The following is a 17,410-nucleotide window of genomic DNA, read 5'->3' as shown; positions in this document are numbered from 1 at the left end:
TTATGCGCCTGCTTCTTTACGGTCCTACAAGAGATCAGTTGTTCGAAGCGGCGATCGCCTGAGCGATCGCGTCCTTCAGCCGCTTGTCGGCTTCGCCATAGGCGGCCCAGTCGCCGGCGGCCATTGCCGCATCGCGGTCGGTGAGAGCCTGCTGCGCGGCGGCGAGGGCTGCCATCACGGCGGGGTCTCCCGTGGGCGTGGTGGTGCTTCCCCCATTGTCGGGCGGCGTGGTGGTGCCCCCTGTGTCGGAGGTTCCGCCGCCGGTGTCGTCGGTCGGGGTGACGTCGCCGTCGCCCGCCTGGGCTCCCGAGTCGCCGCCGAAGAGCGAGTCGAGGGCTCCGTCGAGCGTGCTCTCGAACGCGATCTTGTTGCCGAAGGAGACCAGCACCTTCTGCAGCAGCGGGAAGCTCGTCTCACCGCGCGACTGCACGTAGACCGGTTGCACGTAGAGCAGGCCGCCACCCACCGGCAGCGTCAGCAGGTTTCCGCTGATCACCTGGCTCTCACCCTGTCGCAGCAGGTTGAGGGCAGAGCTCACCCCCGGGTCGGAGGAGAAGCTGTTCTGAACCTGGCCCGGACCGGGAATCGTGTCGTCCTTGGGCAGCGTGAGCAGCCTCAACTTGCCGTAGTCGTCAGACTTCTCCCCCGTCGTGTCGCCCGCGTTCGCGTCGACTGCCAGGTAGCCCGTGAGCACGCTCCGAGACGACTCGCCCTGCTGCGAGAGCGGGATGAACGTCGAGTAGAGCGAGTACGACGGGTTGTCTTGCGTCGGCATCTGCAACGTCAGGTAGTACGGCGGCTGCAACGTCGGGTTGGTCGACGGGGAGGTCGGATCGTTCGGCGTGGTCCACGCGTCTTCCTGTGAGTAGAAGGCACCGGCATCCGTCACGTGGTACTGACCGAGGATCGAACGCTGCACCTTGAACAGATCGGCCGGATAGCGCACGTGGCTCATCAGGTCGCCCGACATGTCGCTGATCGGCTTCACCGTGGCCGGGAAGATCTTCTCCCAGGTCTGCAGCACGGGGTCCTTGTCGTCCCACGCATAGAGCGTGACCTTGCCGTCGTAGGCGTCGACCGTGGCCTTGACCGAGTTGCGGATGTAGTTGATGTCGTCGACCGGATACGCCGGAGACGGGGTGTAGGTGTCGGCGATGGTCTCGCTGAGCGACTGCACCTTCGAGTAGGGGTAGTTCGCCGAGGTGGTGTACCCGTCGACGATCCACACGATCCGGCCGTCGACCACCGAGGGATACGGGTCGGAGTCGATGGTGAGGTACGGCGCGACCTTCGAGACGCGCTGCGCCGGGTCGCGGTCGTAGAGGATCTGCGAGTCGTCGTTCACCGCGTCGGAGAGGAAGATCTGCTCCGACTGGAACTTCAGCGCGTAGACGAGCCGCTTGAAGATGTTGTCGAGCTTCGGCCCGCCATCGCCTTCGAAGGTCGTGTAGGTCTGTGACGCGCCGTCTTCACCCGACGGGTAGTCGAGCTCGATCTTCGAGGTGCCCTCCGGGCCGCCGACGATCGAGTAGGGCGGCGAGTTCTCGCCGAAGTACACCCGGGGCTCGAAGTCGCCGAGCGACCCGACCGAGGGGATGCCCGACTCGATGAACACGGGCTGGCCGTCGGCCGAGCGCTGGTTGCCGTAGGCGGCGACCACGCCGTAGCCGTGGGTGTACACCACGGTCTGGTTGTACCAGGTGGCCGAGGAGCCCAACTGATCGATGTTGATGTCGCGCACCGTGACCACGGCGTCCTGCACCTGGCCGTCGATGTTGTAGCGGTCGACGTCGAGGTGGTCGGGGAACTGGTAGTACTGCCGGAACTGCTGCAGCTGCTGGAACGACTTGGTCACGAGCGCCGGGTCGAGGATGCGGATGTTCGCCGTGGTCGCGGCGTCGTTGCGCAGCGCTCCCTGCTCCGCGTTGGTGGTCGCGTCGTAGGGCGTCTCCTCGACATCGGAGACGTCGTAGGCATCCCTCGTCATGTCGATGTTGCGCTGGATGTACTCCTGCTCGAGCGTTCGCTCGCTCGGATCGACCTGGAAACGCTGCACCACCCACGGGGCGAGGGAGCCCAGGATGAGCGCGCTCACGATGAGGAGCGCCGTTCCGATGATCGGCAGGCGCCAGCGCCCGATGACCGCCGCGACGATGAAGAGGATGGCGACGATCGCGGCGATTCCGGCGAGGATCTGCAGGCCCGGGATCGTGGCATTCACGTCGGAGTAGGACGCACCGGTGATGATGCCCGAACTGTTCGCCAGGGTGGCGAACTGGTCGAGCCAGATGCTCACGGCCTGCAGCAGCAGGTAGATGGCGGCGGTGACGGCCATCTGGATGCGCGCGATCTTCGAGATCCGTACCTCACGCTGGCTGAACCGGATGGCGCCGTAGAGGTAGCTGGTGGCGATGCCTGCGAGGCCCGCCACGATGACGACGGCCGAGGCGAAGCCCACGACCCCGCGCCAGAACGGCAGGTCGTAGATGTAGAAGGAGATGTCGAGGCCGAACTGCGGATCGGTCTGCCCGAACGCCGTGCGGTTGAGGTACTGGAGGGTCAGCTGCCAGCGCGAGGCGGTGGCGACACCGGCGAAGAGACCGAGCACGGCCGGCACTCCGAAGGAGGCGAGGCGGCGGAGCGGCTCGATGACCTGCTGATAGCGGTCGAGTTGTGAGTTGAGCTTCGCGTAGACCGGCCGCCAGCGGAACGCGATCTCGATCGACGCCCACACCGGAACGGCCATGGCGAGGAAGCCGACCACGAACATCACGGCCCCCGCCACCCACTGCGTGGTGAGCACGCCGAGGAAGCCGAGCTGGTCGTACCAGAGGATCTCGGTGTAGAGGGTCGAGAAGACGAAGAAAAGGATGGCGAGCACGACCACGATCGCGATGGCGATCGCGAGAGTGACTCTCGAACGTCGTGCGGGCTTCTCTGCTGTTTGGGAAGTCACGTGTGCCTCTGTGCTCGTTCAGCGCTGACTCGCTGTGCGGTGTCCATCAATCCTAGACAACTGAATCGTAGGTGCGGGTCGCTGGGAACCCGCTGGCCGCTATCCGTGGGAAACCTGCGTCGATCTCGGAATGGGGAGGAGAGGTCCGAACTGCCGTCAGGAAGCGGGTGAAGAGGCCGTCACCGTGTCGCAACTCGGCAGGGCGGCCGTGTCGCCGCCGTCGGCGATCGTCTGCAGCGCGGTCATCGAATCCGACAGGGTCGACACCGCGAAGACGGTCAGGCCGTCGGGCACATTGCCCACGACCTCGTCGCAGTTGGTCGCCGGGGCGAGGAACCAGGTGGCGCCGGCGTCGCGGGCACCGTACAGCTTCTGGCGGATGCCTCCGATCGGCCCCACGTCGCCGGCCGCGTCGATCGTGCCGGTGCCGGCCACGTTCTGACCGCCGTTCAGCTCGCCGGGCGTGAGCATGTCGATGATCCCGAGCGCGAACATCATGCCGGCGCTCGGGCCGCCCACGTCGTTCAGCTGGATCTGCACGTCGAAGGGGAAGTCGTAGTCGTAGGTCGCACTGATGCCGAGCGCCGGCGCATCCGTCTGCTCCGACAGCGTCGGGGTGATGGAGACCGTCTCCTCGGTGCCGTCTTCATGCCGCACCACGATCGACGCCGGGGCATCCGTGCCGTTGGCGGCGAGCGCCGCCCGCAGCGCGTCGACATCCGTTGCCGTCTCGCCGTTGACCGAGAGGATGACGTCGCCGGCCACGAGGGCGTCGGCGGCGGCGCCGGAGGGGTCGACCGCCCCCACGGCCACGTTCGTGGTGTAGGCGATGCCGAGCTCGGTGAGGGCCGCGGCGATCGCCTCCTTCTGACTGTCGACCATGAGCGCGGCGTTCTGCTGATCGCGCTGTTCGGTGGTGATCTCGGGCGGGTAGATGGCGTCGATCGGTACGACGGCACGACTGGAGTCGAACCAGGAGCTGAGGAGCTCGGCCCAGGAGGGGCGCGACTCGCGGGTGCCGCGCACCGACACGGTGAGCATGTCGAGGGTTCCCGCGGTGGGATAGGTCTGGGCGCCGTCGATCGAGATGAGGGGGACGTCCTTGCCACCCTGCTCCTGTGTGCCGAGCGTGTTGTAGACGGGCCCGGGCTGCTCGATGACGTAGGGCGCCGGCAGGAAGCTCATCACGAGCCCCAGCACGAGGGCGGCGACCAGGATGGTCCAGCCCCGGCGGGCGCGGCGCGAGGCGCGAGGGCGCTCCTCGTTCTCGAACAGACTCACGGAATCCTCTCGCTGCGGATGGCTCCGCGTGCCGGTCGCGCCGGTGTTCGCCACGGGCGCACGGCTCGGCGCTCAAGCTTATGGGAAAACCCAGCCTGGGCGGCGGGCCACGAGTTAGCGTAGAAACACTAACTGACAGCCCGCATGGAGGTTCTTCTGAGCCGGCCGAGCGACTGCCGCTGAGGAAGGACACATCGTGAGCGACGAGCCCCGCGACGAACCCGAGGACGAGTTCCGCGACATGCTGCGCGCGTTCCTCTCCGGGAACTCCGACATCGATCCGTCGAAACTGGCGAGCGCCGCCGGTCTGCCCTCCGACCCGGCAGCGGTGTCGCAGTTGATGGCGCAGCTGCAGAACGCCATGCAGTCGAGCGCCGACGGGGTGAACTGGGATGCCGCGCGCACGCAGGCGCAGGAGATCGCGGGCAAGGCGAGTCTCGGCATCACCGATCAGACGCGCGCCCAGCTCGATCAGGCGCTGCACGTGGCGTCGCTGTGGCTCGACGAGGTGACCGCCCTCTCCGACTCCGCCGTCGCTCCACGCCTGATGACCCGCACCGAGTGGGCCACGGCCACGGTGCCGGTGTGGACGCAGTTGGCGGAGCCCGTCGCGGTCAGCATCTCGGATGCCCTCACCGAGGTGCTGCGCGACCAGGCGCCCGAGGAGATGGCGGGGATGCTGGCCGGTGCCAGCCAGCTCATGCGCAACCTCGGTGGCACCCTGTTCGCGATGCAGCTCGGGCAGATCGTCGGTCAGCTCTCGCAGGAGGTCGTCTCCGGCGGCGACGTGGGCATCCCGCTCCTCGAAGAGGGGCAGGTGGCGCTCGTGCCGCAGAACGTGGCCGACTTCGGCGAGGGTCTCGACATCCCGATCGAAGAGGTGCAGCTGTACCTGGCCGTCCGTGAGCTGGCGCATGCGCGCCTCTTCCGGCACGCGCGCTGGTTGCGGCTGCACGTGATCTCCTCGATCACCGAGTTCGCGAAGGGCATCGCCATCGACACCAGCCGGCTCGAGGAGCTGGCCGAGAGCTTCGACCCGTCGAACCCGGAGGAGCTGCGCGACGCCATGGCGAGCGGTGCGCTGATCCCCCCGAAGACCGAGCAGCAGCAGCACGCGCTCGCGCGGCTCGAGACCACGCTCGCCCTCATCGAGGGCTGGGTCGACATCGTCACGGCGAACGCGTCGAGCCGCCTCCCCCGCTGGAACGCGATCGCCGAGACGGTGCGGCGCCGTCGGGCGACCGGCGGTCCGGCGGAGTCGGCGTTCGGGGCCCTGATCGGACTCGAGCTGCGACCGCGTCGCCTCCGTGACGCGGCGGCGATGTGGCAGGCGGTGACGGATGCGGTGGGTCAGGAGAAGCGGGACGCCCTGTGGTCGCACCCCGACCTGGTGCCCACCTCCTCCGACCTCGACGACCCGGCGGCCCTGGTGGCGCGACTCCTCGCCGGCGCGCCGGAACCCGACGAGATGGACCAGGCCCTGGAGGATCTTCTCCGCGAAGAAGCGTCACAAGATGGGGATGACCAGCCTCCGACGCCGTGATCTGTGGATAACCCGGATCGGGGTTGACTCGTCGGGCAGGATTCCGGCATGGTTCTCCGACTCGACCCCGATCAGCCGATGGTCTGGCGCACGCCGACCCTGCTCCAGTTCGGCATCGAGCATCCGGTCGCGGTGGTCCCTTCGTTCTCCCGGGCGTTCGGTGGGCTGGCGGCTCCGCGCGAGCTGATGATCGACGTGCTGGCGCGCGGAGTCGCCCGGCCCCTGCTGGCGATCCTGGCCGAGGAGAACGGGCTCCCGCCGGCGGCCCTCGACGAGCTGCTGGGTGACCTGTCCGAGGTCCTGGTGGAGGGCGAGGCGCCGACGGCATCACTGGCGGGGCGATGGATCGCGGTCGACGGATCGGATGGCGCGGCGGAGCAGATCGCGCTGGTGCTCCGCCGGATGGGAGCTCGGCTCTGGGGCACGGCCGGGGCCGAACCGGCGGCCCGTGGCCGGCCTGCGACGCCGGAGCTCGCGGTGGTCGTCTCGCACTACGTCACCGACCCGCGGCGCGCGGCCGTCTGGTTGCGCGACGACGTTCCGCATCTCCTGGTGGAGTTCGGCGAGCGCTCCGTGAGGGTGGGGCCGGTCGTCGCGCCGGCCGAGGTCGGCGCCGTCTCCGGCGGTCCGGCCGACGGTGCTCCTCCAGGCGAGGACGGCGAGAGCGGGCCCTGCGCGCGGTGTATCGAGCACACCCGGAGCGACGCCGACGGAGCGTGGCCGGCCATCGCCCTGCAGGCGCTCCGCCGCACCGCGCCGTCGGCGGATGCGCTGGGAGCGGCGACGGCTGCGCCGCTGGTGGCCCGGGTGCTCGTCGAGTACGTGACCGGTGATGCGTCCTGGCGAACGCGGGCCGTGCGCGTGCTCCGTCCGGGCCTCCCCGGTCATGCGGTGTCGGTGGAGAGGGTCAGACCGCATCCGCGCTGCGGATGCCGCTCTCTTCCAGGAATCGAGAGGGCTGCCGGTCTCCGCTGCGCCGTGATCCGGCCGCCGCCCAGGAGAGCGAGAGCCGGCGACGTGCACGGGTGATGCCCACGTACAACAGGCGACGTTCCTCGTCGATGCCCTCGAATCCGGTGGCGTAGCTGATCGGCACCAGCCCTTCGGCGACGCCGACGATGAACACCACCGGCCATTCGAGGCCTTTGGCCGAGTGCAAGGTAGCGAGAGTGACGGCGCGCACGGTCGGTTCGTGCTGCGACGACTGTCGCTCCATCAACTCGTCGGTGAACTGCCGGAACGTGGTGCCCGGAGCCATCCCTTCGGCCAGGCCCATCAAGGCGTTCAGCGCTTCCCAGCGGTCGCGCACCGCGCCCACCCCCTCGGGCGGGTCCTGCGACCAGCCGCGCGAGCGCAGCACGTCGCTCACCGATTTGAACAGCGGCTCGTCGGTGATGGAGACGGAGGCGGCGCGGAGTTCCATCACCGCCCGCTTCACGTCGGGCTGGTCGAAGAAGCGGGTGGCTCCGCGCAGCTGGTAGCTGACGCCGGCCGCCGTGAGCGCCTGTTCGAGCACGGCCGACTGCGCGTTCACCCGGTAGAGCAGAGCGATCTCGTTCGGTTCCGTCCCGGAGGCGATCAGGTCGGCGATCGCGGCGGCGACCCCGTCGGCTTCGGCCTGGTCGTCGCGGTAGGCGGTGACCGTGGGCTCGGGAGCCGCATCCGCTGGGGGCACGGCGGCCTCTGCGCTCCCGGCGCTCTCGGCGGTCGCCGCGTGCAGGGTCAGGGCACCGGGCCGGCCTCGCATCAGGCGGTTCGCCACCGCGATGATCGGCGGGGTCGAGCGGTAGTTCTGCTCGAGCGTCACCACCGTCGCGTTCTCGTGGCGGCGCTCGAAATCGAGGAGGTAGTCGGCGCTCGCGCCGGCGAAGGAGTAGATGGTCTGACTGGCGTCACCGACCACGCAGAGATCGCGACGGTCGCCCAGCCACTGCTGGAGGAGATGATGCTGCAGAGGAGAGACGTCCTGGTACTCGTCCACCACGAAGAAACGGTACTGCTCGCGCACCTGGATGGCCACGGAAGGCTCGAGCTCGATCATGCCGGCCGTGACGAGCAGCACGTCCTCGAAGTCGAGCTGGCGGCGCTCGTCCTTCAGCTGCTCGTAGCGCTCGTGCAGCGCGAGCATCTGCTCGACCGAGATGTTCGTGGGCATCGTGCGCACGGTGCGGGCCTTCAACTCGTACTCCTCGAGGCCGAGGTTCGCGACCTTCCGCCACTCGATCTCCGCCGCGACGTCGCGAAGGGTCGCGGTGTCGACGCGCAGTCGGAGCAGTTCGGCCGCGTGCGCGATGGCCTTCGCCTTGTTGTCGATGATCTTCGGCGCCTCGCCGCCGATCACCTGGGGCCAGAAGTAGTTCAACTGGGCGAGCGCGGCGGAGTGGAAGGTGCGGGCCGCGACTCCCCCGGCCCCGAGCGGGCGCAGGCGGGTACGCAGCTCGGCCGCCGCGCGCGCGGTGAAGGTGAGCGCCATCACCCGGTTCGGAGAGTAGACGCCCGTGGCGACGCCGTAGGCGATGCGGTGCGTGATCGCCCGCGTCTTACCGGTGCCCGCACCGGCGAGGATGCAGACCGGCCCGAGCAACGACCGGGCCGCCACGCGCTGCTGCGGGTCGAGGGCGTCCAGCAGGTCGTCGGCAGAGGATTCGGCAGAGGACTCGGTCACGCGTTCTCGGGCTCCGGAAGAGGTCCGCCGTACCAGCGCTCGATGATGGCGCGGGCGATGGATGCCGCGCCCGGCAGCAGCACGTCGCTGGCCGGGTCGGCCAGCTGCTCCCGGGTGAACCAGCGCAGGTCGAGGATCTCGTCGCCGTCCGGGCGGAGCGCCGCCGGGTGCTCCTCCGACACCCGCGCCATGAACCCCACCATGAGCGAGGCCGGGAAGGGCCAGGGCTGTGATCCCACATATTCGGGGTCGTCGATGACCACGCCGGATTCCTCGGCGATCTCGCGGATCGCGGCCGCCTCGAGTGACTCCCCGGGTTCCACGAACCCGGCCAGCAAGGAATAGCGGTTGTTCTCCCACAGGGCGTTCGAGCCGAGCAGGATGCGGTCGTCGTGGTCGACGATGCCCACGATCACGGCCGGATCGGTGCGCGGGAAGAGTTCGATGTCCTCGCGCGGGCAGCGCCGCACCCAGCCGCCGCTCTCCACCACGGTCGCCTCGCCGCACCGCGGGCAATGGGTGTGGGTGGTGTGCCAGTTGAACATGGCGAGGGCCTCGGTGAACATGCCGGCACCCACGTCGTCGAGATCGGCGGCCACCATGCGCAGGTTCAGCCAGCTCGACCCCGCGGACTCGAGGGCGCTCGCATCCGCATCCGTCACCGAGATGGCGAAGAGGGGCGCGTCGGCCGGGAGGTCGTCGGAGTCGTCGAGCCCAAAACCCAGGTAGAGGCGCACCCCGCCGGATTCGAGGTGCCGCAGCACCGAGGCCGGCAGCTCGGCGGGCGATCGGAGATCCAGTCTCGGATGCACCGAGACGGTCGGCTTCGGACCGAACCCGTCGTAGTCGGCCGGGTTCGCGCCCGCGATGGCGAGCGCCTGGCCCCGGTGCAGCACGAGCACGCGCGATTCGGTTCCGCGCCAGCGTTCCTCGAGCAGCTCGGGGTTCGCGCGCGACACGTGATCACGATCGATCCGGTGGCGGGAGAGCGGCAGCAGGGACTGGAAAGCGCGTGACATGGGTTGACCAATCGTGCGTGGCGAAAGCCGTGACCGGCGGGAGCCGCCCTACCCTAGAGAGCATGGCGAGATCCCACCTCACTCTAGCCGCGCTCGCGACCTCTGCCGTCGCGGGAGCGGACATCATCGCGACCCGTGCGATCTCGAGCGCGACCCACGGCCGATTCGATTCGGCGGTCGTGACGCTGCGGTCGGGCGAGGAGTACATCGTCCGCGTTCCGGTCAATTCCGACGCCGAGTCCGAGCAGTCGCGTGACCTCGTGGCGCTCAACGCCCTCACCCCGGGCGTGCGTTCCCGGCTGCCGTTCCACATCCCCGCGTTCGTCGGTCAGGCGCCCATCGGCGAGACCCGCGCGCTGGTCTACGACTACATCCAGGGTGTGCCGGCGTCGCTCCACGACATCGGCGGAGAGCGAAGCGCCTCCGACTCGATCGGCCGCGCCATCGCCGCCGTGCACTCCCTTCCCACCTCGGTGGTGTCGGATGCCGGACTCACCACGAACACCCCCGCCCAGATCGCCGCCACCTCGCGCAAGTTGGCCGACCGCGCCGCGGCGTCGGGCAAGGTGCCGAAAGAGCTGCTCACCCGCTGGTCGCTGGCCCTGGAGGACAGCGCGCTGTGGCAGTTCCAGCCCGCGGTGGTGAACGGCGCCCTGGCGCCCGAGTCGTTCCTGCTGGCCGACGACCAGGTCACCGGCATCATCGGCTGGCAGAACCTGCGGGTCGGCGACCCCGCCCTCGACCTGTTCTGGCTCAACTCCGCCTCGAGCGCCGAGAGCGCGGATCGCGTGTACGACGCGTACGAGAACGCCGTCTCCAAGCCGGCCGACCGCCAGCTCCGCAAGCGCGCCCGGCTCTACGCCGAGCTCGAGATCGCACGCTGGCTGCTGCACGGCGTCGACACCCGCGACGCCTCCATCGTGGCCGACGCGGAGTCGATGCTCGGCAGCCTCAGCGCCACCGTGCAGAGCGATCTGCTCAACCCGCTCTCCACCGACACGGGCCAGATCATGGCGGTGGAAGACGTCGAGGCGATGCTCGACCGCACTCCCCTGCCCGGCCGTTCCTCGGCCACCGAGCACGCGAACCGCATCGCCGAAGACTAGTTCCGCGACAGCGCGCCGGCTCGCGCCGGTTCGCGCCGGCGTCAGAGCATCGAGTCGCGGATGAGCGCAACCAGCTCGGCCTCGCTGAAGAGGCGTTCCGGCCGCACCACCTCGTCGTCGGCCACGAAGTAGAACGCGGCGTCGACCCGGTCGACGTCGATGCCCTTCCACCGGGCGTACGCGAGACGGTAGAGGGCGAGCTGCAGCTGCTTCAGCTCCAGATCGGCCTCGTCGACCGGCGCCTTGCCGGTCTTCCAGTCGACCACCTGGAACGAGTCGCCCTCCGCGAAGATGGCGTCGATCTTGCACACCACGACGCGATCGGCGAGCACGAGGTGGATCTCCACCTCGACCTCCACCGGCTGCCGGTCGGCGAATTCGGATGCCTCGAACGTCGCCACCAGCTCGGCGAACCGCCGCTCGTCGGCCTGCTCGGGCAGATCGCCCGGCGCTCCCGCACCCGCACCCGCAGCACCCCCGGCACCCGCAGCATCCGCCCTGACGTCGTCGTCGACGGCATCCAGCTCGTCGTCGAAGAGGTCGAGGTTCTCCCCCGCCACCAAATCGAGATCGATCAGCGAACTTCCGCCCCGTTGCCGGAACCGCTCCTCCACCCAGCTGTGGAAGCGCGTGCCGAGCCGCGTCGCCCGGAACGGACGCTCCGGCATCGGCCGCTGGAGCGCCCGCACCACCGCTTGCGGATCGGCCACGTAGTCCTTGAACCGGGAGGCCGGAATGCGCACCGGTACGTCGAGCATCCGCTCCCCTCGGAGAGCGGCGCGCTCGGCGAGCAGCAGCTCGATGTCGTGATCGTAGGGAGTCGGCGCGTTGGGGTCGGCGGCCAGAACAGCGGATGCCGCGGCGGCCACCCGCGGGCGCCTCGCCCCGAGCGGGTCGCGCGGCCACGCTGTCCAGCTCTCCGACTCGGCGAGCGGGTTCTCCTCGAAGGCCGTGGTCTCCGGGAGCGCGCCCGAAGGAACCAGGCCGATCTCGTCGAGTTCGCGCAGGTACTGGCCCGGGCCGCGAACCCTCTTGACCCCCGTGGTCCAGAACGAGCCCGACAGCAGCAGATCCGATCGAGCACGGGTGACGGCGACGTAAATCAGCCGGCGCTGCTCGGCGGCGTAGTGATCGGCGTTGGCCGCTTTGAACGCGTCCAGGGCCGGCTTGAACTCGTTCTGCCCCTGGAGACCACGCCAGGCGAGTGCCGGCAGCTCGGCCGAGTCGCCACGGAAGTCGAACGGCAGCTCGCCGAATCCCAGCCAGCCGAGGTTCGACATCGGGGCTCCCGGCAGCTCACTCTCGACCATCCGCGGGATCGCCACGACATCCCACTCCAGACCCTTCGAGCCGTGGATGGTGAGGATCTGCACCGTGCCGGGCTCCGGCTCCTCGGTGCGCGGCTCGAGGCGATCGCGCTTCTCGGCCTCCTCGAGCCAGGCCAGGAACTCGCCGAGCCCGGCCGCCGGATCGAGGGCGAGGAACGAGTCGAGCTGCTCGGAGAACGCGTCGAGACTCGCGCGCCCCGATGCTGCGTGGGGACTCGCGAGCACCTCGATGTCGAGCATCAGCTCCTGCTGCACCAGGTCGACGTAGTCGACGAGGCCGAGCCCGGCCCGCGTCCGTAGGTAGGCGAACTGGGCGGCCGCCTGACGCAGACGCGCGAGACCGGGCTCGCTGAAGCCGCCCACCGCACCGTGCTCGGGCGACGCCGTGGCGAGGAAGTCGAGCGCGTCGATGATCGAGCGGTCTTCGTCGGCCACGACCGAACCGCGCAACTGCCCCGACACCGTGGGGTCGAGCTTCTGGAAGCGGTGGTCGCGTTGAGCGATCCACGACGCCAAGCTGCGCAGGGCGATCAGGTCTTTGGTGCCGATGCGCCACCGCGCCCCCCGCCAGGACCCGCACGAGGTCAGCACCCGCGGTCGGGTGGTACAGCACTCGAAGGGTCGACACGAGGTCGGCGACGGCGGGCTGGCCGAGCAGGCCGCCGATGCCGAGCACGTGATACGGGATGCCCCGCTCGTCGAGCGCCGCGGTGAACGGCTCCACCTTCTTGACCGAGCGGCACAGCAGAGCGGCCGACCGCCGCCGACCCTGCTCATCCCGCACCGCCAGTTGCTGCTCGAGCCAGGTCGCCACCTCTCGGGCCTCATCGCGCACCGTTTCGGTGAACGAGACGTCGAGGGTGCCCCGGGTCACGCCGGGACGCGGCCCGAGCTGCTCCACCGGCACGCCGGCGGTCGCCGACAGCGGTTCGACGAGTGCGTTCGCCGCGTCGAGCACGAGTCGCGGGTTGCGCCAGCTGGTCGACAGGGCGAACGGATGCGCGCCGCCGTCGAAGTCCGCGCCGAATCGTGCCAGGTTCGCCGCGCTCGCTCCGCGCCATCCGTAGATCGACTGGTGCGGATCGCCCACCGCCATCACCGGATGCGCCCGGAACAGGGCCGACAGCAACCGCGTCTGCACGACGCTGGTGTCCTGGTATTCGTCGAGCAGCACCACCCGGTAGCGGTCACGGTAGTCGGCCACCACACGCGGAGTGCTCTCCACGATCGCGAGGGCGAGAGCGATCTGGTCGGAGTATTCCACGTATCCGCGCCGCACCTTCTCGGCGGCGTAGGCATCCGCGAGCTCGAGCAGCAGGGGCAGGGTGGCGACGTTCTCGACCGCCTTGGCGAGTTCGGTCGGCACTCCGCGCAAACGAGCCGACCCGAGTGGCAGCTCGGTCAGCCCGGTGAAGCGCTCCGCGTAGCGACTGACCTCCGACGATTCCACGACGTTCTCGGCCAGGGCGCGGCTGAGCGCGAGAACGGCCGAGGTGACGACGTCGACGGACTTCTCGACCTCCAACAGCCGCTGATCGGCGCTCGACACCACGACCTTGCGCGCGAGCTGCCAGGCCGAGGCCTCGCTCAACACGGCGGCCTCTCCCTCCCGGCCGATCACAACGGCGTTCTCGCGGAAGATGCTGTTCGCGAAGGCGTTGTAGGTGGCGATCGACGGCGCGTCGAAGGGATCGAAGGCGAGCTCGGTGAGGTGCGCATCGGCGAGCTGCTTGAGGCGGTGCCGGATGCGCTCGGCGAGTTCGCCCGCGGCCTTGCGCGTGAAGGTGAGACCGAGCACCTCGGGCACACCGACCAGCCCGTTCGCGATCAGCCACACCACGCGGTTCGCCATCGTCTCCGTCTTGCCGCTGCCGGCGCCGGCCACCACGATGCGAGGATCGAGCGGCGCCTCAATCACGGCGCGCTGCTGCTCGGTGGGGCGGGGAAGACCGAGTCGTTCGGCGATCTCGACCGCGGAGAGGCGGACGCCCTCGACCGGGCCGAGCGGCGCATCCGGATTCTCGCCTGCCCCGCGGACGCCGGCGCTGTCGCGGTCTCGGTCGCCAGGCAGATAGCGGGGCGGGACGATGAAAGCCTCGGGGTCGTCGAGCGCCTCGAGGTCGAAGAGGGCGTCGGTCACTCGGAGACCGCCTTGATCAGCTGGATGCGGTAGTCGTAGGAATTCTGGTGGTCGCGCTCCTCGGGCTCGGCCACTCCCCGGAAGGTGGCGCCGGCCATCCCTTCGGCCACGTCTTCGATGCGCCGAGCGATGTCGGCGAGCGCCTCGTCATCGAGCGGCTCCTGCGCTCGGAGCGTGAAACGCAGTCCCCGCTCCCCCTTCGCGACGTAGAGCAGAGCGGCGCCGCCCGCATCCGCCGCCGAGGCTGCGGTGGCGGCGGAGTCCGGCTCCGCGCTCGGTTCCGACCCGTCGGAGTCAGCGAGCGCCGGACCCCCGCCGAACCCCTCGACGGCTCCTGATCGCACGGCGAGCTGGTAGCTGGCGAGTTGAGCATGCCGAGGCAGATCGGCCTTCGACGCGGGGTACTTGCCCGTCTTCAGATCGATCACGAGCATCCGGCCGTCGGACCGGCGCTCCACCCGGTCGATCGAGCCGTTCACCTGTGCACGACCCTGCCGGAAGGCGAAGGCCGCTTCGGCGCCCAGAAGCTCGTGATCGGCGGCCGCGAAGTGCCGCAGGTACTCCGACAGCCCGTCGAGCTTGGTGTGGAGTGCCCTTTTCTCGCGCTCCTCGATCCAAGGCGCTTCGAAGCGGAGTTCGCGCCAGCGTTCCTCGGCCGCGCGCCACAGCTCCTCGGTGCTCAGCTCCGCCTCCGGATCGGCCGCGACCTGTTCCATAACCGCGTGCACGATGGTGCCGATACCGGCCGCCAGCCCTTTCGATCCGCCGGCCACGTGGTCGATGAACCACACCAGAGGAGACTCCTCGAACGCCTCGATGCGCGACGGCGAGACCCGCACCACCGCCTCCTCGTCGTCGGGATCGACGATCGGTTCCTCGGTCGAGGCGGGCAGCAGTCCGTACCAGTCGGACGGATGCGCGCCGGGCACCTGCTCCCCGGCCAGCCGCGCGAGGGCGGAAGCCGCCCGCGGATCGCCCTCTTCGACGAGTCGCCGGCGCAGGTGACCGGTGAGACCGCGCAGGGAGAGCGGATGCCGCGCCGGACGCACCGGGTCGGCGTCGGGCGCCAGGCCGAAGAACGGGGAGGGTTGCTCGTCGTCGTTCGAGACGCAGCTCAGCACGGTGAGCTCGCGGGAGCGGGAGACGGCGAGCGCGAACATCCGCAGCTCGTCGGAGAGCACCTCGGCCCGGGTGTCTTCGACGGCCGCGACCGCGCCGCTCCCGGCCTCGAGCGGGTCGCCGACGCCGACGCCGCCCGCCTCGACCAGGGCGCTGAGGCGTTGTGCGTGCAGCAGCGACCCCCGCTGCCGGAGGTTCGGCCACACCGACTCCTGCAGCCCGGCCACGACCACGACTGCGACGTCGATGCCCACCGCACCCGTGGGCGTGGTGACCAGCACCGAACCGCTGCGCGAACGCGGAGACAGCGTGTCTTCGGGCACCTCGGCCGTGAGGAATTCATCGATGAAGAGTTCGGCCGGGCGCTCGGGTTCGCGCTCGACCGACCGCTTCGCCGCGGTGAAGAGGGCGACCGCTCCGTCGAGGTTGCGGTTCGCCTCGTCGGCCACGATGCCCGACCCGCCGGCGAGGTCGCCCCATCGTTTGGCGAGGCCGGTGCGCTGCCAGAGCTCCCAGAGCAGTTCTTCGATCGTGGCCCCGCGCCGGTGGCTCTCCGCCAGCTTCGCGAGAGTGGTTCCGAGGGCCGCCACCCGGCGCGCAGGCGCCGAGTCGATGGTGACCAGCACACCGGGGACCAACACGGCCTCCCGCAGGAGTTCGTCGGAATGCCGACTCCCGCCACTGGCCAGTTCGTCGTGCCGCAGCGCGAGCCGCAGTCGGCGCAGACCCACGGCATCCACCCCGCAGAGCGGCCCGAGGATGACGGAGGTCACGGTCTCGGGAGTGAGCTCCGCCGCCCCGATCGCGATGGCGAGGCCCTCGACCAGGTGGCGCGCCGCGTAGTCGTCGCGCAGCGCCTGCACGGCGGACAGGGTTCGCGTGGGCACTTCGGCCAGGGCGAGCCCGCGGGCGAGGGCGGGCACCAATGCCCCGGAGCGCACGACGACGGCCATGCGCGACCAGTCGGTGTCGTGCAGGAGGAAGCGCTCGCGCAGGAGGTGTGCGATCGTCGCGATCTCGCCCGCGCGCGAATCCGCCTGCACGGTGAGTACCCTTCCGCCGCCTGCAGCCGCCGCGCCCGCGGCGCCGACCGCTCCTCCCGCAGCGGTCGCAGCCGATCCTTCGGCGTCCGCATCCCGCGTGTCGCGCTGTGAGCCTGCTGCGGCCGTGCCGATCCGCTCGGTCACTCTTCGCGTGAACGCCCGCAGCGCCCCGGTCTGCCGGTAGGAGGTGCGCAGCACCACCGGTGGCGCGGTCGGCACCCCGAGCGCGCGCGACAACTGGCCGAGCGCCCGGACATCCGACCCACGGAAACCGGCGGTCGCGGCATCCGGATCGCCGAACGCCACCACGGCCGCCCCCTGTCGGGCCAGCTCCCGCACGAGGTTCACCGCGCCGACCGCGAGGTCGTGGAAGTCGTCGACCACCACGAGGCGCAGGCCGGAGAGCGCGCCCGAACTCCGCACGATGCGCCGCCCTTCGGCGAGCAGCTCGGCGGAGTCGAGCCGAGCCGCTTCAAACCCCTCGACCGTGGCGTGGTAGTCGCGCAGGAATGCCGCAGCAGCCACCCATTCGGGCACGTCGTGACGCAGGCCGAGTTCCCGCAGCGCCGCCGGCGACACGCCGTTCTCGGTCGCCCGCATCATGAGCTCACGGAGCTCGGTGCGGAAGGCGCGCAACCGCCGCACCTCCGGGGGCAGCTCCTCGGGCCACACGACCGTCGCCCGCCCCTCGGAGGCGTCTTCGAGCGAGCCTTCGAGTAGTTCGGCGAGGATTCTGTCCTGTTCCGCACCGGTCAGCAGAGCGACCGGGCGACCGGATGCGGCGGAACTCCGGCGCACCAGTTCGAACGCCGCCGACGTGGGGGTGCGCGCCAGCGGCCCGTTGCTCGGCACTCCGAGGCGCAGCGCCACCCGATCACGCAGCCGCGTAGCGCTCTGCCGTGTGGGCGCCAGCACGAGCACGCTCTCGGGAGCGAAACCGCAGCGCTCCACCCGGTCGGCCACCAGCTCCAGCAGTGTCACCGTCTTCCCGCTGCCGGGCGCGCCGATCACGGCGAAGGAGGCATCGGCCGGCCGCTCCAGAACGGACCGCTGCGCGGGGTCGAGTTCGATGGCGGCACCTTCTTTCACGGCCCCCACGCTAGCGGCCCCCTCCGACATCCGCCGTCCGCCCGACGGCTGTTCGCTCTGGGCTGCTGCCCGACCCCGGCGGATCGGCAGGATGCGCCGGAGCGGTGCCGTAATCTGGGCA

The 17,410-nt window shown here is 70.0% G+C and carries 8 protein-coding genes and 1 pseudogene; 2 read left to right on the top strand and 7 right to left on the bottom strand.

Annotation, left to right across the window (positions count from 1 at the left end; all coding sequences use genetic code 11):
• Nucleotides 1-34: 34 nt before the first annotated feature.
• Nucleotides 35-2,956 (bottom strand): UPF0182 family protein, encoded by a 2,922-nt coding sequence (locus tag ACFJGU_RS17155; protein WP_382305000.1) that lies wholly within the window; start codon nt 2,954-2,956, stop codon nt 35-37.
• Between the two features lie 156 nt (nt 2,957-3,112).
• The gene (locus tag ACFJGU_RS17150) at nt 3,113-4,237 is read right to left on the bottom strand and encodes a PDZ domain-containing protein (RefSeq protein WP_382304998.1); all 1,125 of its coding nucleotides are present in this window, start codon (nt 4,235-4,237) and stop codon (nt 3,113-3,115) included.
• A 196-nt stretch (nt 4,238-4,433) separates the two neighbouring features.
• Between ACFJGU_RS17150 and ACFJGU_RS17145 the strand changes: the two genes are divergently transcribed.
• Nucleotides 4,434-5,780 carry a zinc-dependent metalloprotease gene (locus ACFJGU_RS17145; protein ID WP_382304996.1) on the top strand — a complete coding sequence of 449 codons (1,347 nt, stop codon included), beginning with the start codon at nt 4,434-4,436 and terminating at the stop codon, nt 5,778-5,780.
• A 907-nt stretch (nt 5,781-6,687) separates the two neighbouring features.
• On the opposite strand, the gene ACFJGU_RS17140 is transcribed toward ACFJGU_RS17145, so the two are convergent.
• The gene (locus ACFJGU_RS17140; RefSeq protein ID WP_382304995.1) at nt 6,688-8,445 is read right to left on the bottom strand and encodes an ATP-dependent helicase; all 1,758 of its coding nucleotides are present in this window, start codon (nt 8,443-8,445) and stop codon (nt 6,688-6,690) included.
• The gene (gene nudC / locus ACFJGU_RS17135; protein WP_382304993.1) at nt 8,442-9,464 is read right to left on the bottom strand and encodes an NAD(+) diphosphatase; all 1,023 of its coding nucleotides are present in this window, start codon (nt 9,462-9,464) and stop codon (nt 8,442-8,444) included. The genes ACFJGU_RS17140 and nudC overlap by 4 nt, the downstream gene beginning before the upstream one ends.
• Before the next feature lie 62 nt (nt 9,465-9,526).
• On the opposite strand from nudC, the gene ACFJGU_RS17130 reads away from it, so the two are divergent.
• Nucleotides 9,527-10,570: a phosphotransferase gene (locus tag ACFJGU_RS17130; protein ID WP_382304992.1), complete on the top strand. Its 1,044-nt coding sequence runs from the start codon at nt 9,527-9,529 to the stop codon at nt 10,568-10,570.
• A 41-nt stretch (nt 10,571-10,611) separates the two neighbouring features.
• On the opposite strand, the gene ACFJGU_RS17125 is transcribed toward ACFJGU_RS17130, so the two are convergent.
• The 3 genes and pseudogenes from ACFJGU_RS17125 to ACFJGU_RS17115 form a co-directional block, all read right to left on the bottom strand.
• Nucleotides 10,612-12,489 carry a PD-(D/E)XK nuclease family protein gene (locus tag ACFJGU_RS17125; protein WP_382304991.1) on the bottom strand — a complete coding sequence of 626 codons (1,878 nt, stop codon included), beginning with the start codon at nt 12,487-12,489 and terminating at the stop codon, nt 10,612-10,614.
• Between the two features lie 481 nt (nt 12,490-12,970).
• A pseudogene (locus tag ACFJGU_RS17120) lies at nt 12,971-13,783 on the bottom strand (UvrD-helicase domain-containing protein); the annotation flags it as partial.
• A 251-nt stretch (nt 13,784-14,034) separates the two neighbouring features.
• Nucleotides 14,035-17,289: a PD-(D/E)XK nuclease family protein gene (locus ACFJGU_RS17115; protein WP_382304990.1), complete on the bottom strand. Its 3,255-nt coding sequence runs from the start codon at nt 17,287-17,289 to the stop codon at nt 14,035-14,037.
• Nucleotides 17,290-17,410 lie beyond the last annotated feature (121 nt).

Source organism: Herbiconiux sp. UC225_62, assembly GCF_042694625.1.
Lineage (GTDB): Bacteria > Actinomycetota > Actinomycetes > Actinomycetales > Microbacteriaceae > Herbiconiux.
This window is presented reverse-complemented; position numbering and strand designations above follow the sequence as displayed.

Coding starts and splice junctions, on each gene's coding strand:
- ACFJGU_RS17130 (WP_382304992.1), top strand. CDS start 9,527: ATGGCGAGATCCCACCTCACTCTAGCCGCGCTCGCGACCTCTGCCGTC.
- nudC (WP_382304993.1), bottom strand. CDS start 9,464: ATGTCACGCGCTTTCCAGTCCCTGCTGCCGCTCTCCCGCCACCGGATC.